We start from the raw sequence: 24,486 nt of genomic DNA on the forward strand, positions 1-24,486 counted from the left end.
TCCGGTTGATGGCCTTAGTCGGCCGTTAGCACCAGGCAACCCGCCATATGACGCGCTTGCGCAGCCTTGGGCAGATACAACCACGAAGTGTTGGCATCGATCGGCTCGAACGCCCACGGCAAGCGGCTATCGACAATCAAACGGCACTTGTCGGAATTTGCACGACTGCCGCGCGGCAAGCACAACACGGAAATCAGGGAAAGTAACTGCTGTTGGCGGGAATCCGGGTTTGGAAAAGAAACGAGGGTTGCATTACCATCTTGAGTAGCCATTCTGACTCCTGAAGCGAGTTGGTTTGGTTAGCGGGCCCAGCGGTGTGACAGCACCCTGGGCCCGCGCCTCTTCGCGGCGAACGCCGCACCCGCTACCTTAGCCAGCAAGACGCAAATAGACAACCGAGCGCGGCTGTCGGAAAAGGCTGAAAATTTGTGTGTGGGGGCGGCGGTTTGGCCATTGCCGACAATGCCTCTGGATGTCGCGAAGGTCTACTATCGGCCAGGAGCCGCCATTGCGGCCCTGTACTCCAAAGCAGTCACTCTACTTGCGCTATAGTGAGCGAAGTCTCGCTGATTAGGGGCCATCGATGCGATTTCAACGGTGGCAACCAAGCAACCTGTGCCACGAAAGCCTCAGACTGATGTCAATCGAAGACTCCACCGCTCCCACACACGAAGCACGTCCGCGGCCGCCGTCTTCCACGAGTGACGCAAACAGCGCTCCATCGGAATCCGAACAGCTTTACACATCCTTGTTCGATCACATGCTCAATGGTCTGGCGTACTGCCGGATGCTGTATGAGGGGGATCGGCCGGTCGATTTCATCTATCTGAGCGTCAACCAAGCATTCGGTGCGCAGACGGGCCTTCAGGACGTTGTGGGCCACCGGGTGAGCGAGGTCATCCCGGGCATTCGGGAGGCCGACCCGGAGCTGTTTGAAATCTATGGCCGTGTTGCGCGCGGAGGGCCACCCGAGACCTTCGAGACTTACGTCGAAGCCCTCCAGATGTGGTTCGAGATTTCGATCTACAGCCCAAAACCTGAGCACTTCGTGGCCGTTTTCGACGTTATCACCGAGCGCAAGCTTGCAGAAATGGCGTTGCGCAGCAGCGAGGAGCGGTTCGCGACGGTTTTCCAGGCCAGCCCGGTCGGCATCGTGATCAGCAAGGGCTACTCTTCGCTCGCTTATCTCCGGCGATTTCCAATCGATACGCTCAAGATCGATCAGAGTTTCATGCGCGATATCCCACATGACGAGAGCGCCATCGAGATCACCAAGACCATAATCGCCTTGGGACAGAACCTGCATATGCAGGTCTTGGCTGAAGGGGTTGAAACCGAAGCACAGTTCAGATTCCTGAAAAGCCTGAGCTGCAATCTATCCCAAGGCAACCTGCACAGCCGACCTGTCGTCGCGGCCGCTCTGGCCGACTTTCTCGCAAACAATCGCTAATCCATAAGAACTCGGCTGCGCCTTTTATCCTGTGCAACGCAGAGTGCCGCGTTGAGGCAAAAGGGTCACCCATTAGCCCCTCCGTCAATAGGGACGGTCAAATACCTGCGATCGTCCGTCGCATTCTTGCTGCAGTGATTCTTTCCTGCCGTCAATGCCGCTGCATTCTTGGTTCTCGATGTTTTGGTGTCGCCGCTGCGCACCAGTCACCCATCAGGATCAAGGCTCAGTCAGGGAGTGATGCTTACCCCACGGCCCCTGGCTGCCTGTGCAGCCCCAGAAAACCCTCTGTTCCCCGTCGCGCCCAATTCAGGCGATCAAGACAGCAATCGCACAGGTCTATGGCTGCGCCAATTTGGCGCTCCAACCCCAGTTGGTTCACAACGCGGACGCAACGAACTCGTCAACGACGGGCGGGATCGATGTCGGCGCGCAATCAGGTCTGGTGGTTTTGCCAACCCCATAGCGACGCTGCCGACATCGTCCCATTGAGCGTCAATTTTTCATCCGAAAGCCCTCTGGACCTCGAATGGCACGCCATCTTTGATAACGTGATAACAGGCTCGCGCCAGTTTGTGCGCCACCGCCTTGATCGCTACCACCGAGAGTGCTGACGTGCACTTGCGTTGATACCAACGCTTTACCGTCGGGTCATAGCGCACCGCAAAATGTGCTGCTTCGATGAAGGCCCATGCCAGATATCGATTACCGCATTTTGCATTGCCTTCGCCCTTCTTCTTGCCATTGGATTCGCGTCGGCTGTTGACCGTGCGCGCATAGGAGGCAAAGTGGCCGGCATTGGCGAAGCGGTTAATATCACCGACCTCAAGCGCGATGGTCAGCGCCAGAATCTTGCCAATGCCACAGACGGTCTGCAGCACACTAAAGTCTTCCCTCTGTGATGCTTTGGCGAGGATGCCTCGTTCCAAACCGGTAATCTGCTTATCGATACAATTCATCACCGCCAAGTTGGCCTGCAGCGCTTGGGCCTGTTCTTCGAACAGGGGTAAGGTGGCGATTTCTTTCTCTGTCCAATGTTTGATGGTATTCCCGCTTAGCTGAACGCCCAGGTTGCGGGCTAGCAGATTCTGGATGCCGAGTATCTGCGAAGTGCGCTGGCTAACCAATTGGCTACGCTTGCGAAGCAAATCACGTAAGGCGCGTTGCTCGCGCGGATAAATATAGCCGGTCGGCAGAATGCCCAGCCGTAACAGGTGGGCCAGGTGACGGGCATCACTGAAGTCACCGCCGTACTTCAAGCCGTCATACTGTTTTACCGCGGCCGTATTAACCAGGCTTACCGCAAAGCCGGCATCCTGCAAGCCATCCACCAACCAATACCAGTTGTAGGTCGACTCGACTGCGACACCGCGCACCGTTCCAGAGCAGCTGCGTAGTGCATCAATAATGCCGCCCAATTGATTGGGCAACCGCTTAGCAAAAAGCGTGCGATCTTGCTCATCCATAACCAGCAGCACGCTATTGTTGGAGTGCAGGTCTATTCCGGCGTACAGTTCCATGTCGGCCTCCTTCGTGGGTGCAATTGTTCGTTTCGCAACCAAACAATAGCTCCTGTGAACGGAGGTCGGCGATTTATGGCTAGATGTTTATCAGGTCTTTCTGTTGCATGCGCCACCAGCCCAGTGCAGTCCGCGTGCGGCGACAACACAGCGCTGGCGCCAGCCATCCGCCTTGGCATGTCTTGCGCTAAATCAGGCTTGGGTGACAAGCGGTGCGCCCGGTTAACCCTGGGCAAGTCGGTTATTTGACCATTTATTACATATTATTATATTGTATTAAGAAGGCATCTGTTGTGGGCGTTGCGCCCCGCGATGAGGATCGCCCCCGGTTAGACGTGGCGCGGCAAAGCTCGCGTCCAAAAGAAAATCCTCAAGACATCGTATCGACTTTGTGAACCCAAGCAGGATCATCTCCAGATGAACATCAAATCCACCCTCTGCGCGCTGGCTTGCGCCGCAACCATGAGCGGGTGTGCCAGTTTCAACACGCCCAGTTACACCCCCGACTACAACGCCATCGACGCCTTAAAAGCCGCTCAAATCGGCAAAGTCGCGGTGAACACCGTCCAACCGGAAGATCCGGCGGCGGATGTCAATCACATCAACTTGCGCGGCAGCCACCTGACGGTGGAAGGCGGCACATTCGCCAGCTACTTGCAGCAAGCCATCACCAGCGACCTGACGGAAGCCGGGGTCTATGACCCCAACGCGGATACCAAGCTGGTGATCGAACTGCTGGAAAACGACATCAATGTCGCCGGCTTCGCCACCGGCACCGGGGTGCTGGTCGTGAACCTGCAAGTCCTTCAGCATGGCAAGGTGGTGTTGGACAAAAAGTATTCGGCCCATTCGCAATTTGATTCGTCCTTTGCCGCCGCCCTGGCCATTCCCAATGGCCAAAACGCCTACCCCGGCCTGGTGAAAAAGCTGTTATCCACCATTTACAGCGATCACCAGTTTATTGATGTTCTTCAACAAAGTGCAGTGAAATAATGAAAAAACGCTTCCTAAGTGCGGTCTTGGTACTGTTGGCTGGCCTGCTGACCGGTTGTGCCCATCCGATTATGATTTCGCCCAGCAACGCCATGCACCCGCAGTCTGCCAACCCCATTGGCAAGAATGTAGCCTATGTCATGAGCGATGCCGACCGCAGCAAAGAGGTGATCACCCCCGGAGGCGGTGGCGACAAAATCAGTTACTACCCCTACCGCGACCTGGAAAAAGCCATTCGCGATGCCTTGCATGTGGCCTATAAGGATGTGACCGTCGTCGACAAGCAGGGCAATCTTGAAGTCTTGAAGGCACACCAAGTGTCGTACGTGTTTGTGCCGGAAATCACCACCACCTCCGAGTCGCCGTCGCTGTTTACCTGGCCGCCGACCAAATTCCGCATCGAAATGGCCGTCAATGTCTTTGACGGCGCCGGGCAACTGGTGACGCAGATCCGCACCGTCGGCAGCGGCAGCGCCGAGTTCTCCGAGTTCAAGAGCAACTTTGGCTTGGCAGGCAACCGCGCCGCGGATGATCTGGAGGCCAAACTGGTGGAAGAAATCAAACGCAATCCCAAGCTGCAGTAACCCTGCGGGCCAGCAACGAAAACCGCACGGCGTCGCGCACGCCGTGCGGTTTTTTGCGTTGGGGCAATGCGGTCAAACGCCATGTTGACGCGTTAGCAAAGGCCGGGCCGCCGAGGGGGACTTGCCACGTTCACCAATACCAATCCGCCGCCCATCCATCAGGCGCCGGCCAGGGCGACCGCATCTGCCCCCGCCGGAATCCGCATCGGCGCGGCCGGATCGGTCACCGCCTGCCACACGGCTTCGGCGACATCCTGCGCATGCGTGACCGGCGTATTCGTGTCCTGCACGGCGGCGAACTCGCGCTGCATGAATTCGGCATAGACATCCGGCACGGTATCGCCCATCAACCGGCGGGCGTTGCTGCCAAAGCTCGTGCTGGGCGCGCGCCCCGGCAGCACCAGCCGAACGCGGACATCGAACGCAGCCAGTTCCAAGGCGAGCGACTCGGTGAAGGCGTTCACCGCCGCCTTGCTGCTCGTGTAGACCGACAATAGCGGCAGCGGCTTCAACGTCACGGTCGACGTGACGTTCACGACGACACCAGCCCGCCGCTGGCGGAACTGTGGCAACACGGCTTGCGTCATCGCGATCGTGCCGAGCATGTTGGTCTCGAAGACCTCGCGAACGTTGTCCAGCGTGGTGCCTTCCAACGGCCTCAGCATACCAACGCCGGCGTTGTTGACCAACGCATCGATCGGCCCGGCCGCCTCGACACAGCGGCGGATGCTTTCGATGTCGGTGACGTCGAGCGGCAGAACGCGTAACAGGTCGGAACGCGGCAACAGATCTTCACGCGGCGTACGCATCGTCGCGACGACACGCCAGCCTTTGTCGAGAAACAGCCGCGCGGTCTCAAGGCCAAAACCGGACGAGCAGCCAGTGATCAGGACAGTGGGTGAGTTGGACATCGGAATCTCCTGTGTGTTGAATGACGGTTCCCATGGTAGAGCGCCGAATCAGGATCATCTATAATTCCAAGTCCATGTTTTTGTAGAGACAGTCCGAAATGACCGATCCGCTGGCCGAAGTCGTTTCCTTGTTGCAGCCGAGCGCTCCGTTCTCGAAGCTCGTCGTGGCGACGGCCCCCTGGGCGGTTCGACGCGCCGAGATGGGCCGGCCGTTCTACTTCGTCGTGCTCGAGGGCGGCTGCCATCTGACGGTCGATAGCCCGGAGCACAGCGACACGATCACGCTGCATGAAGGTGACTTTGTGCTGATTCCGGCCGCGCGCGGGGTCGCGACATCCAGCCTCGACCGACAGCCGCCTCTAGAGGGCGAGGCCATCTCTACCCCCATCGTGCCGATGCCTGGCGGCGCACGAGTCGGCGACCCGGACGGCGCGGTGGATGTACGCATGCTCGTCGGCAATTGCGAGTTCGGATCGCCGGATGCCGCGTTGTTAGTGTCGCTGCTGCCGCAATGGGTGCATGTTCGCGGCGAGCAGCGTCTGTCGACGCTGGTCCAGCTGGTCGGCGAAGAATCCCGCGCCGATCGGCCCGCACGCGAAATCGTCACGGCCCGTCTGCTCGAGGTGCTGCTGATCGAAGCCCTTCGCTCGACAGCCAGCACTGCGGCGTCGCCCGGCTTGCTACGTGGCTTATCCGATCCCAAGCTGTCGCTGGCTCTGCGCCGCATGCACGAGCGCCCCGCGTCTCCGTGGAGCATCGCACAGCTGGCACGCGAGGCGGCAATGTCGCGCTCGGCCTTCTTTGAGCGTTTCAGTCGAGCCGTGGGCGTCGCTCCGATGGAATATCTGCTGGCCTGGCGGATGGCGATCGCTAAGCAGCTGCTGCGGCGGAGGGAATTCCAGATTGCCGAGATAGCCGAGCGCGTCGGCTACGGCTCGGTCAGTGCCTTCGGGGTCGCGTTCACCCGGTACGTGGGCATGCCCCCCGGGCGCTATGCCAAATCAGAGATGAGTGCCGTTCAGACCGGATAGATTGCATCGGCTCTTAGCTTTAAGCTACAAAGTCGAGGGCCTGGTCTAATGTGATGATCCGCCTGACCCTTTAGAGGGAGCGGATCTCAGTTCGCGAGGGGGGTCGTCAGCGTCGCCTCGTTCGTATCCACCACAAACACCGCGAGGAGCTTGGCGGGTTGCGTTTCACTGGCATTGGCACTGACCGCATGGCGGTCGCCGGGCATCTCGGCGAAATTCTGTCCGACCTGGTAAACAATCACCGGCCCATCATTCACTTGGCTCTTGATCGCCCCCTCCAGCACCGTCGCATAAATGAAGGCGGATTTTGCATGCATGTGCCCCGGCGAATAGCCGCCCGGGCCGTATTCCACGAGCACGCCCTTGATGCTTTTTCCGGGAACGTTCGGCAACTCGTGCTGGTAGACGAGCGTCACCTTGGCGTTCTTCGACTCCGCCGCGAGGGCGTTACCCAACGGCAAGGTGGCGACAAGCAGAGCGCAGAGAATGCGTTTCATAAAGTCTCCTGACTGGACGACTAGCGCTTTCATCTTAGAAGCTAATCTCGCCCTGCAGCCCGAGAAAAGGGTCAGGCCCGCTTGTTGCAGGCAAACCCCAAACCGCCCTCCCAAGAGGCGTCATCAACAACCAGCCCCATCCAAACGAACAGGTATTTTAGACCCCAATCAAAACGAGGCCCCTCAGGGCCTCGTTAGCAGACATGCCGGACAGCGGGCGCGGTACTACGCCGGTTCGGCCACCGGCGCGATCCCCCTGGCGCTCGTCGACAACTGATCGGCCAATTGCAGCAAGGCGCCGGAGGTGCTCTTGAGCTGCGACACCACCTCGATATTGGATTCGGCCAGTTGCGCCGTGGACGCCACCTTCTGCGCCAGTTCGATGCTGGCCATGCGCTGTTCGCGCAAGCTGCCGTTGATGGTTTCGATCGAGCCCACCACTGTCTGCGAGCTTTCCTGAATACCCTGCATCGATTCGGCGCTTTGCGCCGCGCCCTGGCTGACTTCCAAGACGCTCGACAGGCTCTGTTGCATGCTGTCGACCACCGAGCCGGCTTCCTGCTGGATGGTCTGGATCATGGTGGTGATTTCCTGCGCCGACACCGCGCTGCGTTCGGCCAGCTTGCGCACCTCGTCGGCCACCACGGCGAAACCGCGGCCGAATTCGCCGGCGCGCGCCGCCTCGATGGCGGCATTTAGCGCCAACAGATTGGTCTGCTCGGCCACATCGACGATCACGCCGACGATATTGCCGATCTTCTCCACCTGCCCGGTCAACGCCTCGATACGATGCGAGGTCGCCTGCACTTTGTCGGCCACCGCGCGCATCTGCTCGGAGGAGGCCATGACTTCCTGCACCCGCTGGCTGGCGATCTCGCCCGCTTCGCGCGCCATGCGCGATGCCTTGCCGGAGCTGTTGGTCACCTGATTGATGCTGACGGTCATCTGCTGAATGGTGGCCGCCGCCTCGCGCGTCGAGTCGGCTTGTTGCTGCACGCTACTGCCCACCTGGTCGGTCATACCGGCCAGCGCATGCGCGGCATCGGTCGCCGCTTGCGCGCTGAGACGCGCCTGATCGGCCAGACCGCGCAACTCGGCCTGCAACGCGGCGACTTGCTGCGCAAGCAGGTCTTGCGGCCGTTCGAATCGCCCGCCTAGCCAAAAGGCCAGCGCCAGCGACACCAGCAATACCACGGCCACGGCGCCGAGCCACACACCTTGTCCGGCACCGGCGGCCAGCGCCAGCCCGGCCATCGCGCCTGTGCCAAGCAACTGCAGCAGCAACACTTGAATCCTGATCGACATGCCCTCTCCTTCAAGCCTGCTCCGGCCCACGGCCGGATACGACAAGGCCCTCCGCAGCATTTCGCTCGCCGGAGGGCCTTTCGGACGAAACGGCGTGAACGCTTAGCGCGAGGTCACGGTCATGAATGCCGACTGGCCGGCGCTGAGCGAACCGGTCGCCTTGGCCGACAGGGTGTATTCGTCGCTGTTGGCGATCACCACCACGCTGGTCAACGACGGCACTTTGCCCTTGATGCCGGCGAAGTCGACATCGATCAGTTTGTCGCCTTTCTTCACTTGCTGGCCTTGGCGAACCAGCGGCTTGAAGCCCTGGCCGTTCAGCTTCACGGTATCGATACCGATGTGCATCAGCACTTCGGCGCCGTTGGCGGCGGTCAGCGTCAGCGCGTGGCCGGTGCGCGCCACTTGGGTGATGGTCCCGTCACACGGGGCGATCAGGGTATTGGAAGTGGGATTGAGGCCCAGGCCGTCGCCCATCATCAGACCGGAAAACACCGGATCCGGCACATTGGCCAGGGCAACGACAGAACCGCTGAAGGGCGCGACGAGTGTAATCGAAGACATCTTATTTTCCTCTGTGAGTAACGAACGCCTGAGTGGCAAGGCACATGCAATCTTCCGTTGCATTGCTATGCCACTGGCAAATTTTAATCATATTCCCACAGAATATGCGCCATCGATCCAACAGAAAACACTGTAATTTTGCAAAAGTTTGCTTCAGCTCAAGTACAGCACCGCCACTAACACACTGGCCATAATGCAATAAGGACAAGCCAATCAGGCCTTTTTGCCAGTTTTGCGCCAAGCAAAGGCGTTGCGGTCTAATGTCGTAGTATTACTACAGTCCAGCAACGCCCGCCGCGGATTTCATGCCGGTGCGCCATTCTCAAGGGCAATCTTTCGGGCCTTGACCGCCGGCCGATAAGCGGCCAGCCACGCTGCGACGGACGCCACCTGCTCGGCGTCAAGGTGCAGCTTCAGCTTGCTGCGCCGCCACAGCATGTCGTCGGTGCCGCAGGCCCATTCCACGTCCACCAGATAGCGCGCCTCGGCTTCATATAGCCCCGGGGCAATCTCGGCGCCCAACTCCGCCAGACTTGTGGCCGCGCCGATCACCTTCGCAAGCCTGGTACCGTAGGCACGCGCATAGCGCATCAGCAGTTCGAGCGGCATCCACGGGTAACTGGCCTTGATGCGCTCGAACCAGGCGGCGAAGTCGGCCTGCGGCAGGTCGCCGCCCGGCAAGGGGGAATGGCCGCTCGTGCAAGCCCGCGTGCAACCCAACTGCGGCGCCAGCATATCGACGGCCTGCTCGGCCAATTTGCGATAGGTGGTGATCTTGCCGCCGAACACCGACAACAGCGGCGCCCCCTCGTCGCTGTCGAGCGACAGGAAGTAATCGCGCGTCACGCTGGCGGCATTATCCGATTCGTCGTCCAGCAGCGGCCGCACGCCCGAGTAAGTGGCCACCACATCCTCCGGGCCGATCTGGCGCTCGAAATAGCGATTGCTCATCGTGCACAAGTAGCGGATCTCGTCGTCGTCGATGCCCACTTGCGCCGGGTCGCCGCGGTATTCGATATCGGTGGTGCCGATCAGGGTGAAATCGCGCTCGTAAGGAATGGCGAAGATGATGCGCTTGTCCGGATTCTGGAAAATATAGGCGTAGCTATGCTCGAACATGCGCGGCACGATGATGTGACTCCCTTTGACCAAGCGCACCGACTGGCTGACGCGTACCTTGGCCTGCTCGCGCAGGAAGCGATCGACCCATGGTCCGGCGGCATTGACCAGCGCGCGCGCCGAGACCGTGCGCTCCGCCCCGCTCGCATCGCGTAGCGTGCAACGCCACAGCCCCTGTTCACGGGTCGCCGCGATGCAGGCGGTACGGGTCAATACGGTCGCGCCGTGTTCGGCGGCGTCCAGCGCGTTGAGCACCACCAGCCGCGCATCTTGTACCCAACCGTCCGAGTACTCGAAACCACGCTTAAAGCCGCGCTTGAGCGGGCTGCCCGACGGGTGGCGGGCGAAATCGACCCCGACCGAGCCCGGCAACAATTCGCGCCGCGCTAGGTGGTCATATAGGAACAAGCCGCAGCGGATCATCCACGCCGGCCGTTGGCTCGCGTCGTGCGGCATGACGAAACGCAAGGGCCAGATGATGTGCGGCGCCAACCGCAGCAACACCTCGCGCTCCTGTAGCGCCTTGCGCACCAGGCCGAACTCGTAGTATTCGAGGTAGCGCAAGCCGCCATGAATCAGCTTGGTACTGGCCGACGAAGTATGCTGCGCCAAGTCGTCCCGTTCGCACAGCAGCACCGACAAGCCGCGCAGGGCGGCATCGCGGGCGATGCCGGCGCCATTGATGCCGCCGCCGACCACCACCAAGTCCCAGGTTTGATTCTCCACGCTACTTTCCTCTGATTTTTCCGTTACTTGCAGACGAAATCTTAGTCACAACTCATGGCCGATACAACATTTAATGTTGTTTTATGTTGTATTTATTTTCGAAAATGTTCGTCAAAAGCGCAAAAAAAGCGCGCTCCATGCGAGGAGCGCGCACCATCCAAGATCAAATGAATTGTTTGCTATAGAGCAGCGCCGCCAGCGTGCCGCCGATCAGCGAACCGACCACCGGTACCCAGGCATAACCCCAATCGCTGTCGCGCTTGCCCGGAATCGGCAAGATGGCATGCATGATGCGCGGCGCCAGATCGCGCGCCGGGCTCATGGCGTAGCCCGTCGTGCCGCCGAGCGATACGCCGATGCCCAATACCAACAAGCCGACCGGCAAGGCATTGAGCGCGCCGAGCGAAGCGGTGGGCGACACCATGTTGAGCACGGCGAACACCAGCACAAAGGTGGCGATCACTTCGGAGGCCAGATTACCCGGCAGGCTGCGGATCGCCGGACCGGTACAGAACACCGCGAGCTTGGTGTCCGGGCATTCGGTGCTGGCGAAATGCTGGCGATACATCACCCAGACCAGGAAGGCGCCGAACATGCCGCCCAGCATCTGGGCGCACATATAGCCCGGCACGCGCGCCCAGGCGAACTTGCCGGCCACCGCCAGCGCCAGCGTCACGGCCGGATTGAGATGCGCACCGCTATAGGCCGCCACGCAAAACACCGCCACGAACACCGCCATGGCCCAGCCGAAAGCGATAACGATCAGGCCGCCGTTGTGGCCCTTGGTTTGTTTCAGGATCACGTTGGCCACCACGCCGTTGCCCAACAGGACCAATAGCGCGGTGCCGATGAATTCGGCGATCAAGGGAGTCATATTGTTATCCTTTATCTATAGAGGAATCAGGCATCGGCCCAAGCAATCGCGGCCTTGACGGCGCGGTGCCAGCCGTTGACCAGGTGTTCGACCTTGGCCGGCGACATATCGGGCTTGAAGCGGCGATCCAGCTGCCATTGCCCCTGCACGTCGTCCAGGCCGTTCCAGTAGCCGACCGCCAGGCCAGCCAGATAGGCGGCGCCGAGCGCGGTGGTTTCGGTCACCTTGGGGCGGATCACATCGATGGAGAGGATGTCTGCCTGGAACTGCATCAGCAGGTTGTTGACCGTGGCGCCGCCGTCGACGCGCAATTCCGGCACGGCGATACCGGCATCGGCTTCCATCGCCTTGAGGACGTCCATGGTCTGGAAAGCGATACTCTCGAGTGCGGCGCGCGCCACATGCGCGGCGGTGGTGCCTTGCGTCGCGCCGAACAGCGAACCGCGCGCGCTCTGATTCCAATGCGGCGCCCCCAGACCGGCGAAAGCCGGCACCAGGTACAAATCGCCGCTGTCCTGCACTTGTTGCGCCAGTTCGTCCACATCGCCGGAGTGCTTGATGATGCCCAAACCGTCGCGCAGCCACTTGACCACCGAACCGCCGATGAAGATCGAGCCTTCCAGCGCGTAGTGGGTTTCCCCCTTCACCTGCCAGGCCACCGTGGTCAACAGCTTGTTGCTGGATTCGGTCGGTCGGGTACCGGTGTTCATCATCAGGAAGCAGCCAGTGCCGTAGGTGTTCTTGACCATGCCCGGCCGGGTACAGAGCTGACCGAACAGTGCGGCCTGCTGGTCGCCGGCGATACCGGCGATGGGAATGCCGGCGCCCAGTTGCGTCCCTTGGGTCGTGCCGTACACTTCGCTCGACGAGCGCACCTGCGGCAGCATGCTGGCGGGAATGTCCATCAGCTTGAGCAGATCCTCGTCCCAGCTCAGGGTATGGATATTGAACAGCATGGTGCGCGAGGCGTTGGAGACGTCGGTGACGTGCTCCTGGCCATGGGTGAAGTTCCACACCAGCCAGCTGTCGATGGTACCGAAGGCCAGCTTGCCGGCATCGGCACGCGCCCGAGCGCCCGGCACATTATCGAGAATCCACTTGACCTTGCTGCCGGAGAAATAGGCATCGATCATCAGGCCGGTCTTGGCGCGGATCGATGCCTCCAGGCCCTGGGCCTTCAGGCTGTCGCAGTAATCGGCGGTGCGACGGTCTTGCCAGACGATGGCGTTGTAGACCGGCTGGCCGGTTTCGCGATCCCAAACCACGGTGGTTTCACGTTGGTTGGTGATGCCGATGGCGGCAACGTTGCCGCTCTCCAATCCGGCATAGGCCAGCGCTTCCGCCGCCACGCCGGCTTGCCCGCCCCAGATCTCCAGAGGGTCATGCTCGACCCAGCCTGGTTGCGGATAGTGCTGGGTAAACTCTTTCTGCGCGACCGAAACGATATTACCCATGCGGTCGAAAACGATGGCGCGCGAGCTGGTCGTGCCCTGGTCAAGCGCCAGGATGTACTGTTTTTGCATTGTCCATTCTCCTAGTGTGCTGCATTACGCCGCGCAGCTGCGCCTGCGGCTTATCCTCGCCCAAGTTTCACCCGGAACCCGACCCGGACAATGACATGAGCATGTTGTTTTATGTTTGGTTTGGATTCTACACAGGGCAAAATGCTCATAAAAGGAAAATATTTCGAAGATTAAGAAAAACAATCTGACATAGAACGAAAAACCATTCAGAGGAAACGCCAGGAACGGCGATGCAACCATCCAAAAATCCGACGATTTAGAGCAAAAGCCCTACGCCACAAGCCTTGTCACGGCTGGCGCCACCCCATTGTCGAGGTCGGGCGCATTGTGACAAATCTGTTGCACAATGACAACGTCGTCAGTTTGGATGCAACGCAACAAAACTGCATAACGGTCGAACGACTGTCTCTTGGGTCAGTTGCCGCAAAGATTATTTGTGCTGCAATGGCGCGCATTGCGATAACCCCATGGAGATCGAAAATGCGCATGATTTTAACGATGGCCTTGCTGTTTACCGTGTCTACCCCGGCCTTGGCCGAGGAGGCGTCGGCCCCGCCCAATCCGCTCAGCCCGTTGATCGGCGTGTGGGAGGGCGATGCCGGTATCGACGTCGCACCGGCACAGAAAAAGACCGGACTGCCGCCTGGCTCGGCGGCCACCAGCCCGTATTTTGAGCGTATCACCATCACCGACGGTCCGAGCGCCACCAACGCCAGCGAACAGGATTTGGTGTCGGTGGCTTATCACCAGCAGGTCTTTCGCAAATCGGATCAAAAACAGTTTCACGACCAGATCGGCTACTGGATTTGGGATAAGAAGAACCAAAAGCTCATCGATTCGTTTTGTATCCCGCGCGGTGTCTGTATCACGGCGGAAGGCCCGCTGAAGCATCCCGGCGAATTCGCCGTCAACATGCTGCGCGCCGCCGAGGCTTCTTTTGCCGCCAAGAACGCGCAAACCCGCGCCTTCGAGATCAGCATGAAATTAAACGGCGACGGCTCGCTGTCTTACACCCAAAAGACCGATCTCTTCATCTACGGGCGGCCGTTTACCCATATCGACGCCAGCACATTGAAAAAGAAGGGCTGACCGCTAGGGCGCGATGTACAACTCCACGTGCGCCTCTTTGATGACGGCCGCCATTTCCTCCGGCGGCGCCTGGTCGGTGAACAGGGCCGTCACCCGGGACAGCGGCCCCAACTCCACCATCGATGGCCGGCCGAACTTGGAATGGTCGGCCACCAGGAAGACATTGCGGGACTGATTGATGATGGCATCCGAGGTGCGTACCTCGCGCATATCGTAGTCGCGCAGCGTGCCGTCGGTCTCGATACTGGAAATGCCGATGATGCCGTAGTCGACCTTGAACTTGCGGATGAACTCGATGGTGGACTCGCCGATGATGCCCATATCGCGCGGCCGCATCACACCGCTGGCGACGATCACCTCGCAATCCGGGTAGTTGCACATCATCGCCGCCACGTTGAGGTTATTGGTGATCACATGCAGGCCGTGATGATTGTGCAGCGCTTTCGCCACCTCCTCGGTGGTGGTGCCCAGATTGATGAACAACGAAGCGTGATTGGGAATTTGCTCGGCCACCAATTTGGCGATGCGTCGCTTCTCGTCGATACACATCACCTGGCGCGTGTTGTAAGCCACATTCTCAACACTGGATTGCGCGCTGGCACCGCCGTGAATGCGCTGTAGCAGCCGATTGTCGGCCAACAGCGTGATGTCGCGCCGGATGGTTTGGTGGGTGACGCCAAAGTGGTTGGCCAGCGCCTCGACCGTGACATGGCCTTCGCGCTGAACCATGCCAAGGAGTTCTTGTTGCCGTTGGTTAAGAATGATCATTTATCGGGTGCGCACGCAGGCTCAAGTTGATCGGCATGGGAATATTTCGCGGATTATACAGGGGCGATAGACGGAAAACAGTCTCTCATGCCGCCTGGCCACGCCGTAACGCCACATATTGCAGCAGCATGATGGTCTTGCCGTCGACGATCTCGCCGGTGCGCACCATGTCCAGCGCCGTGGCGAGCGGCAACTCGATCACCTCGATGTCCTCGCCCTCCTCCTCGACCCCGCCGCCACATTCGACACTGTCGGCGGGTTGGTAATCGGCGACAAAGAAATAGAGTTTCTCCGTCACCGAGCCCGGGCTCATATACGCCTCGAACACCTTTTCCACGTCGCGCACCCGATAGCCGGTTTCTTCCGCCACTTCGGCCCGGATACGCTCTTCCGGCGCAGCATCGTCCAGCAAACCTGCCGGCGCCTCGATCAACATGCCGTCATGGCCATTGACGAAGACGGGAAAACGGAACTGCCGCACCAACACCACCGTGTCGCGCCGCCGGTCGTGCAACAGCAACACCGCACCATTGCCGCGATCGTAGGTCTCGCGACTTTGTCGCTGCCAGACGCCGTCTTGGCGCAGAAAATCGAAGGTGGTCTTTTTCAGCACATACCAATCGTCGGAGAGGATTTCGCTTTTTAGAATGCGCACGCGTTCGGAAGTCGCCAACTTCATGCCATACCCCATTGTCATTGATACGGCAAAAACTTATCATGCATGTTCGTGCAATAACAAGCATTTTCGTGCAAAAAGGAAATTCGCCATGCTGACCGAGCAGCGCAAACAAGACATCCTCACCTTGTTAGGCAAAGAAGGCCAAGTATTCTCAGGCGCGCTCAGCCTGCGCTATGGCGTCTCGGAAGATACCGTGCGCCGCGACCTGCGCGAACTGGCGGCAGAGGGAAAACTGCAGCGGGTGCACGGCGGCGCGCTGCCCGCCTCGCGAGCCGCGGCCGACTTCGCGCACAGGTTGCCGATCGAGTCGGCCAGCAAACGCGCGGTTGCCGCAGCCGCCGCGCGCATGATCGACAGCGGCCAGACCGTACTGATCGATGGCGGCACCACCGCCGTGGCGCTGGCACGGCAATTACCGGCCACCCTCAACGCCACCGTCGCGACGCACAGTCCCAGCGTCGCCGTGGCCTTGGTCGACCACCCCGGCATCGAGGTCATTCTGATTGGCGGCAAGTTATTCAAACATTCGATTGTCAGCGTCGGCAGTGCGGCGCTCGACGCCTTGGCGCCGATCCGCGCCGATCTGTTCTTCATGGGGGTGACGGGTGTGCACCCGAGTGCCGGTTTGAGTACCGGCGATCTGGAGGAGGCTTACATGAAACGCGCCTTGGCCGCGCATGCCGCCGAAACCATCGTCTTGGCGTCGACGGAAAAACTCCACACCGCCTCGCGCTACCGTATCGGCGGACTGGAAATGGCCAGTACCATCCTGGTCGAGCCGGGATGCGACGAGGCTTTACTCGCGCCGCTATGCAGCGCAGGCGGCAACGTCCTGCGCGCATAAAACGCAAGTTCGGCAGTCAATCGGACAATCCGGGGCTAGGATAAAGTATCGGCAACGCCGACTTTGCCCTGATGCGCGAGGAATATCGTGAATCATCCAGAAGCCCGTCTCGATCTGTCGATGCTCAGCCAGCAACTAGGCGAGGCTTCGGTACCGTTGTTGCGCGAGCTCTATCACCTACTCGAACACGACCTATCGCTGGCCCTGGTGTTGGGCGAGCTGGGCCGCACCAACGCCGGTCGACGCATCCCGTCGGCGCGTCATAACCAATGCCACGATCTCTCGCTGGCCACCGGTATTCCGCGCGCCACCGTGCGCCGCAAACTGCACAAGCTACAAAGTCTGGGCTGGCTAGAGACGGATGCGCGAGGCAGGCTGGCGCTGACGCCGCTGGCACGCGAACAGTGGTCCGACATCAACCGACGCTTCTGGGCTCGCCTGCGCCAAGCATTGGCGCATCTGGAAGAATAAGGAGGATGGGCCAAGGCCCTCGTGACAGTTACTGGCGGGCGTTCAGGTAGGCATCGGCCATGTAGACGGCGCTTTCCAGGCCCAACATGGAACGAAAGGTCACTTCGACCTTGCGGCCCAGTTCGCGGACTTGCGTCACTTCAAACGAGGTCACTTGGCCATCGTCGTGATGTTCGTCGACCCGGAAGCCGGGACGCAATTGGCTGATTTTCATCATCATAGGAATATCCATTTCTTTATTTAAATTTTCGTGAATGGAGGTAAACAGGCAGAGCGCGACATAAAGACCATCGGTTCGACAGCACGCGCTTACGGGATTAAAACTAAGGAAGTACCGCTTGGAAAGGGGGACTACGTGGCTTTAACAACTTATGCACAGCTTAACTCACGCTCGCATTCTACCACCGCCACCACTTATGTCAATAGGCTTAGCAAAAATGTTTAGTAATGAGGCTTGGATGATTCACCGCGCCTTCAGGCACGACTCCGCCATCCCTGTCGCATCGCCCCACCTGGTCAATGCTCAAACAAGCGACTCGACCAATAGCCGCAAATTGGCCAAGGCCCTCTCGGGCGAGGCCTCGAACTGCGCCTGGACGATGGCGCCGTCGATCGCCATCGCCGCCAGGCGTGCGATCTGCGTGCGTCGCTCGTTGTCAGGCAGCAACGTCTCGATCTCGGCGGTCATTTCCTGTTTGTGGCGTTTGACGATGTCTAGCAGCGCCGGCTGCGAACCGCCCAGCTCCACCGCGGCATTGATGAACGCACAGCCGCGATAGGTCTCTTCGTCCAGCCACTCCGCCAAGGCTGGCGGCAGCGCCGCCAGTCCGCCGGCGCCATGACGCTGCAGCGCGGCTTTGAACCAGGCCATCCAACGTTCGTGCCGGTCATCCAAATACGCCCGGATCAATTCGTTCTTGCTCGGGAAGTGCCGATAGAACGTCACCTTGGTCACGCCGGACTCGGCGATCACGCGGTCGATGCCGGTGGCACGTATGCCATCGCGGTAAAACAAATCGTGCGCAGTACGCAGAATCCGCTCGCGGGCGGGCAAATCGGCGTATCGGAGGGATGGTGAGGTCGTCATGCCCCGATTGTAGACAAGTCTGTCCACCTCGGCTACATTAGCGATGTAGACAGACCTGTCTACATAAACCATCCGACTGGAGCACACCATGGAAACCCGTCCCCCACTTCCTCCCTTCACTCTCGAAACCGCCATCCAAAAGGTGCGCTTGGCGGAAGACGCCTGGAACAGCCGCGACCCGGCCAAAGTCGCGTTGGCCTACACAATGGACACCAACTGGCGCAACCGCGCGGAATTTCCGCAAGGGCGGGAGCAAGCACGGCAACTGCTCGAACGTAAATGGGTACGAGAACTGGACTACCGGCTGATCAAGGAGCTCTGGGCTTTCTCGGCAAACCGTATCGCCGTGTGTTTCGCCTACGAATGGCACGACGACGCCGGCAACTGGTTTCGCAGCTACGGTAACGAAAATTGGGAATTCAATGCCGACGGTTTGATGCAGCATCGTTTCGCCAGCATCAACGACCAGCCGATCAGGGCGGAGGAGCGCAAATTCTTCTGGCCATTGGGGCGCCGCCCCGACGACCACCCCGGCTTGTCGGCGCTAGGGCTTTGTGTCGCCTTCCAGCCAGCGGGGGTTAATAGCGCACCATGATTTTCTCATAGCGCCCGTCGCGTTTGGCGTGTTCGAGCGCCTTGTCGAACACGTCGCGCAAATGCGCGTCGCGGAACACCATTTGATAATCGGTCGGCGGAAATATCGCGAACAGGCTGACCGGTTGCTGCGTATTCACGTGGCCCGCGACAATGCCATTGAAGTAGCGGAAGATTTTCCAGTCGGCGATCGCCACATCGACATGCCCGCTGAACAACAGATTGTTCTCGATCCATTGCGGCGAGGCTTCCTGGTAGCTGGCATTGTGCTCGGTCATGTGGCGGAAGGTCTCGCCCAAGACAAGATGGGCGTTCTGGAAAGCCACCACGCGGTACGCGGACAAGTCGTCGATCGAATGCAGGGCAACACCCCGCTTGGCGAGCGCGATGGCCACGTTCTGGTACTGGATGTACGGCGAGGAATAATACCCGGGCAAGCCGCTGGTTTCGCGCACCGTCGCCGCCGCGTCGAATTCGCCGATACGGACCAGCGAGATCAAGCGGGCCGGCGGCACAAACGTCGGCTCAAGGCGATAGCCCATGTCCGAGACGATCATGTCGATCAACTCATACTCCAGCCCGCGGCGCTCTCCTTCTATAATGTAGGGCGGTTTATTCAGACCAAACAGCACATGCAGGGCCGGTGGCGCGGCACACGCCGGCAGCGCCAACGCCATCGCCGACATCACGACACCTACCCTCCGCCAGAATAAACACTGCCTCAGAATGAGTCGCATCGCCGCCTCGCCGATCCAGATCCCCCCCATTTCACCATACTCGAAGCTTGTGCTTCCTGCCTGCGACAAGTACCGTCAGATCAACGTTTTGCGCAAAAAAACTCGGGCATTGCCTGCCGGTTGGCATTCGATCCGGCCGAACTCGCGGTACCCCTGCTTGAGGTAAAACCCAGGGGCCTGGATCTCCATGGTAAACAGCAGCGCCTCGCGACAACCGCGCCGACAGGCTTCCGACTCGGCGATGGCGAGAAGACGCCCCCCCCCCAAGCCCTGCCCGCGGAGCGATTCGGGCAAATACACATAATTGACGAACAACACGCCAAGCGACGTGCGCCCGACCAGACCACCGAGACATTGGCCGGAGACAGGATCGGACACCAAGACATCGAGCGGCTGGTTGTCGGCAATGCCGGTCTCTTCGACGTTGAAGGCGTCCAGGCGGTCGCTGATCAGTCTGCGCGCGTCTTCATCGGCATCCGCCGCCAACGTGAGAACGACATCGCTCGTTGCCATTTCATTTTCTATCATCATGTAATACCTTAAAGTTTATGCAGACCAAGCATAATCACAACGGCAGTCAATGACAAATAGATACAGCCACTCGGAGTGATGCCCATGCAGAAATCCGCGCACGGCTCGCCGACCATGGCAATCCATGCTTTTTGTTGACAGTTGGTGACAAAAGGACAAACACTTCAATAACACTATTATAAAAGTGGGTATTAGTCAGATACCCTCCTGAGGAGCGTTCTATGTCTCGCCTATATCGGATGGATGTCAAAACACGCTTGGCGATTGTCTTGGCAGTCGCATTCTCTTGTCTCATCGGCCTCTCGATATTCGCCCTCTCCAATTTGCGCGAGGCGGAAATGCAGGCTCACCGCACGCGTATCCATCACTTGACCGACCTGGCGACCGCCGTGGTCAACAACTATGTCAAGTTGGCGCAAAGCGGCAAGCTCAGCACGCCCGAAGCACAGCGACAAGCCATAGAAGCGGTGCGCGCCATGCGTTTCGGCAACAACGACTACTTCTTCATCTACAACTTCGACGGCCAGGCCCAGCTGGTGGTCGGCAATCCCAAGCTGGAAGGCAAGAACATGCTCGGCAAAGTCGATGCCAAGGGCTATCCGCTGTGGGACAACATCGTGCGCCTGGGCAAAGAAGGCGGCGGTTACCTGGAGATCTACTGGTTCCCGCGCGCCGGCAGCGACACCCCGATCCCCAAGCTGGGCTACGTCGCCGCCATCCCCGAGTGGCAATGGTCGCTTGGCACCGGGGTCTATATCGACGACGTCAACGAAATCCTGATGCACCACGCCATCAACTACGCCATCGCCGTGGTACTGGCCCTGCTGTTGGCCGGCGGCATCGGGCTTAGCGTCGCGCGCAGCATCGTGCGGCAACTGGGCGGCGAACCGACGCAACTGATGGCCATCATGCAGCGCGCCGCCGCCGGCGATCTCAGCACCCATTTCCCGGTACGCGGCGGCACCGACAGCGTACTAGCCCGTCTGAAGGAAATGCTGCAAGGGCTGGGCGGACTGGCACAGGAGGTGCGCCAAGCATCGGCCGACCTGGAGAAGAGCGCCAAAGTGGTCGCCACTACGTCGAGCAACGTACTGAAAATGGCCAGCGAACAGGCGGACGGCACCAGTGCCATGGCCGCAGCGATGGAAGAAATGACGGTGGCGATCAATCACATCGCCGACAACGCCCGCGATACCGAAGCGGACTCAAGCGCCTCGGCGGAACAGGCCGGGCATGGCGCCGAACAAGCACATAAAGCCGTCGCTCGCATCCAGGAACTGGTACAAACCGCCCAGGGCGCCACCGACAGCGTCAGCGGGCTGGTCGCGCGCGCCAATGAGATCGGCACCATTACCTCGGTGATCAAGGAAGTCGCCGCGCAAACCAACCTGCTGGCGCTCAACGCCGCCATCGAGGCTGCGCGCGCCGGCGAACAAGGCCGCGGCTTCGCGGTAGTGGCAGACGAAGTGCGCGGCCTGGCGGAGCGCACGGCCAACGCCACGGTCGAAATCGAGCAAATGATTCAGGCCATACAGGAAGAAACCCGCTCCGCGGTCGACCTGCTGAGCCATGCCGTACCGCAGGCGCGCGATGGCGCCGAACTGACTGAAGCCACCGCCGAACTGCTGCAACAGTTGCGAGCCAACTCGAACCTGACGTTGACACGCGTGCGCGACGTGGCCGACTCGACCCGAGAACAAAGCCAGGCAAGCACCGACATCGCCCAGCAAGTGGAACGCATTGCCAACGTAGTGCAGGAAACCCGCCGCGCCATGGATCATGCCGCGCAAGAGGTGGCGCACCTGGAGCAGCTGTCGCAGTCGCTGCATCAGGGTGTCGAGCGCTTCCAGATCTAAAAACCGCGCAGACAGAGACAGAACCCGGTTGCCGCCGCCATCGCTGGCTGGCCGCGGCCGGGTTCGTTCAAATTCGCCACAGGATGACAACAACAACTAGACGACCGGTCTACTCGATAGTATATTGCTGTCAGCACGCTCTATTTCCATCACGGATAAAAGGTATTACTCATGAAAATCCTGCTTGTCCTCACTTCTCACGATCAACTCGGCGACACTGGCGAAAAAACTGGCTTTTGGCTGGAAGAACTGGCTGCCCCCTATTACACCTTCACCGATGCCGGCGCCGAACTGACGCTGGCATCGGTGAAGGGCGGCCAACCGCCGCTCGACCCGAAAAGCAACGAACCGGCCTTCCGCACCGAAGCCACGCTGCGTTTCGAGGCGGATGCCAGCGCCACCCACGCCCTGGCGCACAGCAAGAAACTCTCCGATGTCGCCTTCGCCGATTTCGACGCGGTGTTCTACCCCGGCGGTCACGGGCCATTGTGGGATCTGGCCGAAGACCCGGTCTCGATCGCGCTCATCGAACGAAGCATCCAGGCCGGCAAACCGGTCGCGGTGGTCTGCCATGCTCCCGGCGTACTGCGCCACGTCAAGGGCGCCGATGGCCAACCACTGGTAGCCGGCAAAACGGTCACCGGGTTCAGTAATAGCGAAGAAGCCGCCGTCGGCCTGACCGACATCGTGCCGTTCCTGGTGGAAGATATGCTCAAGGCAAATGGCGGCCACTACACCAAGGGCCCAGACTGGCTACCGCATGTCGAAACCGACGGTTTGCTGATCACCGGCCAGAACCCAGGTTCGTCCGAAGCGACGGCGCATGCGCTACTCAAACTGCTAGCCTGAAAGGAATCCACATGTCCGCATACGTCGTTTTTACCCGCGAACGCACCACCGACGCCGCCGAACTGGATCGCTATAAGCAAAAGGCGCCGGCGGCACGCGAAGGACACGATTTGACTCCGCTAGCCTTCTATGGCGAATTCGAAGTGCTGGAAGGCGCGCCGATCGAGGGCGCCGTCATCCTGCGCTTTCCCGACATGGCCGCAGCGCGCGCCTGGTACCACAGCCCGGCCTACCAGGATGCCTTGACGCACCGCCTAAAGGGCGCGGACTACCGCGTGCTGCTGATCGAGGGTGTCGACGCCGCCGTTGCAAACTAGCCAACAGAGCCGCCGTCCCCATCGAATCGATGGGGACGTATCTCCGCCATCGCTATCCAATACCAAATTAAAGACCTATAATTAGCTCAAGCAATAGGTCAATAAAGGTATCGGTCATGCACAAAATTCTGGCGAACAAGGTAGTCGGCATCAGCGAGCTGAAGACAAACCCCGCGGCAATCCTCACTGCCGCCGCGGAGGAGCCGGTCGCTATTCTCAACCGCAACAAACCTGCCGGATACATCATCAGCCCTGAGGTATGGGAGGCGATTGCGGATCGACTGGAAGACATCGAGCTGACCGCCATAGCCAACAAGCGCCTGAATGATGGCAACAAGCCGGTGAAGGTTTCGCTGGATGAGCTATGAACTGGTCTTCCACCCAAAGGCATTAGCCGAATTCAAGAAACTGGATCGTACGACGGCCGAGCAGTTCAAGGCCAAGTTGAAAGAGCGGCTGGAAGTCCCCCGGGTACCGAACGCAAGGGTGAACGGAGGAAAAGATCTATACAAAATAAAATTGCGAACCGTGGGCTATCGACTGGTGTACCAAGTGCAAGACGAGCACATCCTGGTCCTGGTGCTGTCGGTCGGGAAACGAGAGCGCAATGCTGCGTACAAAGCAGCACTGGAGCGGGTGGACTAACCATCCCTCTGGATCTGCTTATGCTGCCGGAACATCATCCGGCAGATCATCAAACCCCCAATCGCCATATTTGTACCAGTCCTCGCCCTGAATCTCCGAGGGATGCTGGGTACAGTTCGAGCCGTTGCCGCACTGCAAGGAATCGGCCGGGCAATACTTATCGCATCCCCAGCAGATGCGCTCCGGGTGGCGGGGCTGAAGGGGAAATCGCTTGGCCATCGAATATAGACGGCACGATTGCCGTGGTATTTAGGGAATTGTTTTCAGAAAAGCAATGCGCTGGACGATCTTGTCGCGCCAACCGCTCGCAATCCCAGGCGTTCCGGCTAAACGCAGAAGCGCGTCGACCGCTGGCCGATGCTCGCGCCAAACCGACATGGCCTCATAAAGCGTATGGGCATCGGCGTTGGACTCGACCAGATCGAGCGTACCCCCGGGGGTGACGCGGCCGGTACGCACCACACGCCAATACCAGCCGGTCTTGAGCGTCTGTGCGATATAAGCCGCCATGCCGTCGCAGGCAAAGCGTTCGTCGATTTTCCAACAAGGGTTGCGCGGCTGGCAGACCTGCAGCAAGGTGTCGCCCAGTCGCCAGATATCGCCGATGCGAACCTGCCTCTCATCGAGATCGGCGGACAGGTTTTCGCCCAGCGAACCGGCAACCAGGCTGGCCGCCGCCTCGGGAAATTGGCGGGCCAACGTTTCGTAATGCCCGACAGGATAGAGATGAACCGCCTTCTCCGGCCCGCCATGAAAGCGCCGGTCGGCTTGCACATCGCCCGCGAAGCCCTCGACGCCCAGTTCGAGCGGCCCCGTCGCCAAGGCCTTGTACATGCCGGTCAGACTGCCGGACTCCGGCAGCCGCGAAATGCCGCCAATGAAGATCGATACACAAGCCGTGGTCACTGCCGATACCCTCAAG

General features: G+C 59.9%; 30 protein-coding genes. 13 read left to right on the plus strand and 17 right to left on the minus strand.

Annotated features, from left to right (window positions below):
- Positions 1-14 precede the first annotated feature (14 nt).
- Complete coding sequence (locus DFP86_RS08585; protein ID WP_133680171.1) at positions 15-272, minus strand: hypothetical protein; 258 nt, start codon at positions 270-272, stop codon at positions 15-17.
- A gap of 365 nt (positions 273-637) precedes the next feature.
- Between DFP86_RS08585 and DFP86_RS08590 the strand changes: the two genes are divergently transcribed.
- Positions 638-1,450 (plus strand): PAS domain-containing protein, encoded by an 813-nt coding sequence (locus DFP86_RS08590; protein WP_208108271.1) that lies wholly within the window; start codon positions 638-640, stop codon positions 1,448-1,450.
- A 503-nt stretch (positions 1,451-1,953) separates the two neighbouring features.
- Here the strand turns inward: DFP86_RS08590 and DFP86_RS08595 are convergent.
- Complete coding sequence (locus DFP86_RS08595) at positions 1,954-2,970, minus strand: IS110 family RNA-guided transposase (RefSeq protein WP_133680175.1); 1,017 nt, start codon at positions 2,968-2,970, stop codon at positions 1,954-1,956.
- Positions 2,971-3,387: 417 nt separating this feature from the next.
- Here DFP86_RS08595 and DFP86_RS08600 point away from each other — a divergent pair, with 417 nt between their 5' ends.
- On the plus strand, positions 3,388-3,963 hold the full coding sequence (locus DFP86_RS08600) for a hypothetical protein (RefSeq protein ID WP_133680177.1): 576 nt from the start codon (positions 3,388-3,390) through the stop codon (positions 3,961-3,963).
- Positions 3,963-4,547, plus strand: a complete 585-nt coding sequence (locus DFP86_RS08605; protein ID WP_208108272.1) for a hypothetical protein — start codon at positions 3,963-3,965, stop codon at positions 4,545-4,547. Before DFP86_RS08600 ends, DFP86_RS08605 begins: the two co-directional genes overlap by 1 nt.
- A 158-nt stretch (positions 4,548-4,705) precedes the next feature.
- Here the strand turns inward: DFP86_RS08605 and DFP86_RS08610 are convergent, their stop codons facing one another.
- Positions 4,706-5,458, minus strand: coding sequence for an SDR family oxidoreductase (locus tag DFP86_RS08610; RefSeq protein WP_133680179.1), 753 nt, complete (start codon positions 5,456-5,458; stop codon positions 4,706-4,708).
- Between the two features lie 98 nt (positions 5,459-5,556).
- Here DFP86_RS08610 and DFP86_RS08615 point away from each other — a divergent pair, with 98 nt between their 5' ends.
- On the plus strand, positions 5,557-6,489 hold the full coding sequence (locus DFP86_RS08615) for an AraC family transcriptional regulator (RefSeq protein ID WP_133680181.1): 933 nt from the start codon (positions 5,557-5,559) through the stop codon (positions 6,487-6,489).
- An 86-nt stretch (positions 6,490-6,575) separates the two neighbouring features.
- On the opposite strand, the gene DFP86_RS08620 is transcribed toward DFP86_RS08615, so the two are convergent.
- The 6 genes from DFP86_RS08620 to glpK form a co-directional block, all read right to left on the minus strand.
- Positions 6,576-6,986: a cupin domain-containing protein gene (locus DFP86_RS08620; protein ID WP_133680183.1), complete on the minus strand. Its 411-nt coding sequence runs from the start codon at positions 6,984-6,986 to the stop codon at positions 6,576-6,578.
- Between the two features lie 225 nt (positions 6,987-7,211).
- Positions 7,212-8,291 (minus strand): methyl-accepting chemotaxis protein, encoded by a 1,080-nt coding sequence (locus tag DFP86_RS19740; RefSeq protein ID WP_166642200.1) that lies wholly within the window; start codon positions 8,289-8,291, stop codon positions 7,212-7,214.
- A 102-nt stretch (positions 8,292-8,393) separates the two neighbouring features.
- Positions 8,394-8,855, minus strand: coding sequence for a PTS sugar transporter subunit IIA (locus DFP86_RS08630; protein WP_166642201.1), 462 nt, complete (start codon positions 8,853-8,855; stop codon positions 8,394-8,396).
- A 303-nt stretch (positions 8,856-9,158) separates the two neighbouring features.
- A complete protein-coding gene (gene glpD / locus DFP86_RS08635) occupies positions 9,159-10,700 on the minus strand; it encodes a glycerol-3-phosphate dehydrogenase (RefSeq protein WP_133680189.1) in 1,542 nt (513 codons plus the stop codon).
- Positions 10,701-10,863: 163 nt separating this feature from the next.
- A complete protein-coding gene (locus DFP86_RS08640) occupies positions 10,864-11,574 on the minus strand; it encodes an MIP/aquaporin family protein (protein WP_133680191.1) in 711 nt (236 codons plus the stop codon).
- A gap of 26 nt (positions 11,575-11,600) precedes the next feature.
- Positions 11,601-13,097, minus strand: coding sequence for a glycerol kinase GlpK (gene glpK / locus DFP86_RS08645; RefSeq protein ID WP_133680193.1), 1,497 nt, complete (start codon positions 13,095-13,097; stop codon positions 11,601-11,603).
- A gap of 327 nt (positions 13,098-13,424) precedes the next feature.
- On the opposite strand from glpK, the gene DFP86_RS08650 reads away from it, so the two are divergent.
- Entirely contained in the window at positions 13,425-14,186 is a 762-nt protein-coding gene (locus tag DFP86_RS08650) for a heme-binding beta-barrel domain-containing protein (RefSeq protein WP_208108273.1), read from the plus strand.
- A 3-nt stretch (positions 14,187-14,189) separates the two neighbouring features.
- On the opposite strand, the gene DFP86_RS08655 is transcribed toward DFP86_RS08650, so the two are convergent.
- Positions 14,190-14,954, minus strand: a complete 765-nt coding sequence (locus DFP86_RS08655; RefSeq protein WP_133680194.1) for a DeoR/GlpR family DNA-binding transcription regulator — start codon at positions 14,952-14,954, stop codon at positions 14,190-14,192.
- Positions 14,955-15,039: 85 nt separating this feature from the next.
- Positions 15,040-15,633: an NUDIX domain-containing protein gene (locus tag DFP86_RS08660; RefSeq protein WP_133680196.1), complete on the minus strand. Its 594-nt coding sequence runs from the start codon at positions 15,631-15,633 to the stop codon at positions 15,040-15,042.
- A gap of 88 nt (positions 15,634-15,721) precedes the next feature.
- Between DFP86_RS08660 and DFP86_RS08665 the strand changes: the two genes are divergently transcribed.
- Together DFP86_RS08665 and DFP86_RS08670 are read left to right on the plus strand one after the other, a co-directional pair.
- Positions 15,722-16,477 carry a DeoR/GlpR family DNA-binding transcription regulator gene (locus tag DFP86_RS08665; RefSeq protein ID WP_133680198.1) on the plus strand — a complete coding sequence of 252 codons (756 nt, stop codon included), beginning with the start codon at positions 15,722-15,724 and terminating at the stop codon, positions 16,475-16,477.
- 87 nt (positions 16,478-16,564) lie between these two features.
- A complete protein-coding gene (locus DFP86_RS08670) occupies positions 16,565-16,948 on the plus strand; it encodes a helix-turn-helix domain-containing protein (RefSeq protein ID WP_133680200.1) in 384 nt (127 codons plus the stop codon).
- A 28-nt stretch (positions 16,949-16,976) separates the two neighbouring features.
- Here the strand turns inward: DFP86_RS08670 and DFP86_RS08675 are convergent, their stop codons facing one another.
- The gene (locus DFP86_RS08675; RefSeq protein ID WP_243729347.1) at positions 16,977-17,168 is read right to left on the minus strand and encodes a hypothetical protein; all 192 of its coding nucleotides are present in this window, start codon (positions 17,166-17,168) and stop codon (positions 16,977-16,979) included.
- 303 nt (positions 17,169-17,471) lie between these two features.
- A complete protein-coding gene (locus DFP86_RS08680; RefSeq protein WP_133680202.1) occupies positions 17,472-18,035 on the minus strand; it encodes a TetR/AcrR family transcriptional regulator in 564 nt (187 codons plus the stop codon).
- A gap of 88 nt (positions 18,036-18,123) precedes the next feature.
- On the opposite strand from DFP86_RS08680, the gene DFP86_RS08685 reads away from it, so the two are divergent.
- Positions 18,124-18,630: a nuclear transport factor 2 family protein gene (locus DFP86_RS08685; RefSeq protein ID WP_133680204.1), complete on the plus strand. Its 507-nt coding sequence runs from the start codon at positions 18,124-18,126 to the stop codon at positions 18,628-18,630.
- Here the strand turns inward: DFP86_RS08685 and DFP86_RS08690 are convergent.
- Together DFP86_RS08690 and DFP86_RS08695 are read right to left on the minus strand one after the other, a co-directional pair.
- Positions 18,614-19,315 (minus strand): substrate-binding periplasmic protein, encoded by a 702-nt coding sequence (locus DFP86_RS08690; protein ID WP_243729354.1) that lies wholly within the window; start codon positions 19,313-19,315, stop codon positions 18,614-18,616. The two genes, DFP86_RS08685 and DFP86_RS08690, sit on opposite strands and share 17 nt — an antisense overlap.
- 126 nt (positions 19,316-19,441) lie before the next feature.
- Positions 19,442-19,879 carry an N-acetyltransferase gene (locus DFP86_RS08695; protein ID WP_133680209.1) on the minus strand — a complete coding sequence of 146 codons (438 nt, stop codon included), beginning with the start codon at positions 19,877-19,879 and terminating at the stop codon, positions 19,442-19,444.
- Between the two features lie 239 nt (positions 19,880-20,118).
- Here DFP86_RS08695 and DFP86_RS08700 point away from each other — a divergent pair, with 239 nt between their 5' ends.
- The 5 genes from DFP86_RS08700 (at position 20,119) to DFP86_RS08720 (ending at position 23,564) form a co-directional block, all read left to right on the plus strand.
- Positions 20,119-21,753, plus strand: a complete 1,635-nt coding sequence (locus DFP86_RS08700) for a methyl-accepting chemotaxis protein (RefSeq protein ID WP_133680211.1) — start codon at positions 20,119-20,121, stop codon at positions 21,751-21,753.
- A 171-nt stretch (positions 21,754-21,924) separates the two neighbouring features.
- The gene (locus tag DFP86_RS08705) at positions 21,925-22,602 is read left to right on the plus strand and encodes a type 1 glutamine amidotransferase domain-containing protein (protein ID WP_133680213.1); all 678 of its coding nucleotides are present in this window, start codon (positions 21,925-21,927) and stop codon (positions 22,600-22,602) included.
- Between the two features lie 11 nt (positions 22,603-22,613).
- Positions 22,614-22,919 (plus strand): DUF1330 domain-containing protein, encoded by a 306-nt coding sequence (locus DFP86_RS08710; RefSeq protein ID WP_133680215.1) that lies wholly within the window; start codon positions 22,614-22,616, stop codon positions 22,917-22,919.
- A 116-nt stretch (positions 22,920-23,035) separates the two neighbouring features.
- Positions 23,036-23,287 carry a type II toxin-antitoxin system prevent-host-death family antitoxin gene (locus tag DFP86_RS08715; RefSeq protein ID WP_133680216.1) on the plus strand — a complete coding sequence of 84 codons (252 nt, stop codon included), beginning with the start codon at positions 23,036-23,038 and terminating at the stop codon, positions 23,285-23,287.
- Positions 23,277-23,564 (plus strand): type II toxin-antitoxin system RelE family toxin, encoded by a 288-nt coding sequence (locus DFP86_RS08720; RefSeq protein ID WP_133680219.1) that lies wholly within the window; start codon positions 23,277-23,279, stop codon positions 23,562-23,564. Before DFP86_RS08715 ends, DFP86_RS08720 begins: the two co-directional genes overlap by 11 nt.
- Positions 23,565-23,582: 18 nt before the next feature.
- Here DFP86_RS08720 and DFP86_RS08725 read toward each other — a convergent pair whose 3' ends face one another.
- Both DFP86_RS08725 and DFP86_RS08730 read right to left on the minus strand, forming a co-directional pair.
- The gene (locus tag DFP86_RS08725; RefSeq protein WP_133680221.1) at positions 23,583-23,783 is read right to left on the minus strand and encodes a DUF3079 domain-containing protein; all 201 of its coding nucleotides are present in this window, start codon (positions 23,781-23,783) and stop codon (positions 23,583-23,585) included.
- Positions 23,784-23,813: 30 nt separating this feature from the next.
- On the minus strand, positions 23,814-24,470 hold the full coding sequence (locus DFP86_RS08730) for an MOSC domain-containing protein (protein ID WP_208108274.1): 657 nt from the start codon (positions 24,468-24,470) through the stop codon (positions 23,814-23,816).
- Positions 24,471-24,486: the final 16 nt, after the last annotated feature.

Source organism: Paludibacterium purpuratum (genome assembly GCF_004363805.1).
GTDB classification, from domain to species: domain Bacteria; phylum Pseudomonadota; class Gammaproteobacteria; order Burkholderiales; family Chromobacteriaceae; genus Paludibacterium; species Paludibacterium purpuratum.

Coding starts and splice junctions, on each gene's coding strand:
- DFP86_RS08600 (WP_133680177.1), top strand. CDS start 3,388: ATGAACATCAAATCCACCCTCTGCGCGCTGGCTTGCGCCGCAACCATG.
- DFP86_RS08595 (WP_133680175.1), bottom strand. CDS start 2,970: ATGGAACTGTACGCCGGAATAGACCTGCACTCCAACAATAGCGTGCTG.
- DFP86_RS08640 (WP_133680191.1), bottom strand. CDS start 11,574: ATGACTCCCTTGATCGCCGAATTCATCGGCACCGCGCTATTGGTCCTG.
- DFP86_RS08725 (WP_133680221.1), bottom strand. CDS start 23,783: ATGGCCAAGCGATTTCCCCTTCAGCCCCGCCACCCGGAGCGCATCTGC.
- DFP86_RS08690 (WP_243729354.1), bottom strand. CDS start 19,315: ATGTCGGCGATGGCGTTGGCGCTGCCGGCGTGTGCCGCGCCACCGGCC.
- DFP86_RS08655 (WP_133680194.1), bottom strand. CDS start 14,954: ATGATCATTCTTAACCAACGGCAACAAGAACTCCTTGGCATGGTTCAG.
- DFP86_RS08680 (WP_133680202.1), bottom strand. CDS start 18,035: ATGACGACCTCACCATCCCTCCGATACGCCGATTTGCCCGCCCGCGAG.
- glpK (WP_133680193.1), bottom strand. CDS start 13,097: ATGCAAAAACAGTACATCCTGGCGCTTGACCAGGGCACGACCAGCTCG.
- DFP86_RS08710 (WP_133680215.1), top strand. CDS start 22,614: ATGTCCGCATACGTCGTTTTTACCCGCGAACGCACCACCGACGCCGCC.
- DFP86_RS08695 (WP_133680209.1), bottom strand. CDS start 19,879: ATGGCAACGAGCGATGTCGTTCTCACGTTGGCGGCGGATGCCGATGAA.
- DFP86_RS19740 (WP_166642200.1), bottom strand. CDS start 8,291: ATGTCGATCAGGATTCAAGTGTTGCTGCTGCAGTTGCTTGGCACAGGC.
- DFP86_RS08720 (WP_133680219.1), top strand. CDS start 23,277: ATGAGCTATGAACTGGTCTTCCACCCAAAGGCATTAGCCGAATTCAAG.
- DFP86_RS08610 (WP_133680179.1), bottom strand. CDS start 5,458: ATGTCCAACTCACCCACTGTCCTGATCACTGGCTGCTCGTCCGGTTTT.
- DFP86_RS08675 (WP_243729347.1), bottom strand. CDS start 17,168: ATGATGATGAAAATCAGCCAATTGCGTCCCGGCTTCCGGGTCGACGAA.
- DFP86_RS08630 (WP_166642201.1), bottom strand. CDS start 8,855: ATGTCTTCGATTACACTCGTCGCGCCCTTCAGCGGTTCTGTCGTTGCC.
- DFP86_RS08665 (WP_133680198.1), top strand. CDS start 15,722: ATGCTGACCGAGCAGCGCAAACAAGACATCCTCACCTTGTTAGGCAAA.
- DFP86_RS08605 (WP_208108272.1), top strand. CDS start 3,963: ATGAAAAAACGCTTCCTAAGTGCGGTCTTGGTACTGTTGGCTGGCCTG.
- DFP86_RS08620 (WP_133680183.1), bottom strand. CDS start 6,986: ATGAAACGCATTCTCTGCGCTCTGCTTGTCGCCACCTTGCCGTTGGGT.
- DFP86_RS08715 (WP_133680216.1), top strand. CDS start 23,036: ATGCACAAAATTCTGGCGAACAAGGTAGTCGGCATCAGCGAGCTGAAG.
- DFP86_RS08700 (WP_133680211.1), top strand. CDS start 20,119: ATGTCTCGCCTATATCGGATGGATGTCAAAACACGCTTGGCGATTGTC.
- DFP86_RS08585 (WP_133680171.1), bottom strand. CDS start 272: ATGGCTACTCAAGATGGTAATGCAACCCTCGTTTCTTTTCCAAACCCG.
- DFP86_RS08615 (WP_133680181.1), top strand. CDS start 5,557: ATGACCGATCCGCTGGCCGAAGTCGTTTCCTTGTTGCAGCCGAGCGCT.
- DFP86_RS08590 (WP_208108271.1), top strand. CDS start 638: ATGTCAATCGAAGACTCCACCGCTCCCACACACGAAGCACGTCCGCGG.
- DFP86_RS08685 (WP_133680204.1), top strand. CDS start 18,124: ATGGAAACCCGTCCCCCACTTCCTCCCTTCACTCTCGAAACCGCCATC.
- DFP86_RS08660 (WP_133680196.1), bottom strand. CDS start 15,633: ATGAAGTTGGCGACTTCCGAACGCGTGCGCATTCTAAAAAGCGAAATC.
- DFP86_RS08705 (WP_133680213.1), top strand. CDS start 21,925: ATGAAAATCCTGCTTGTCCTCACTTCTCACGATCAACTCGGCGACACT.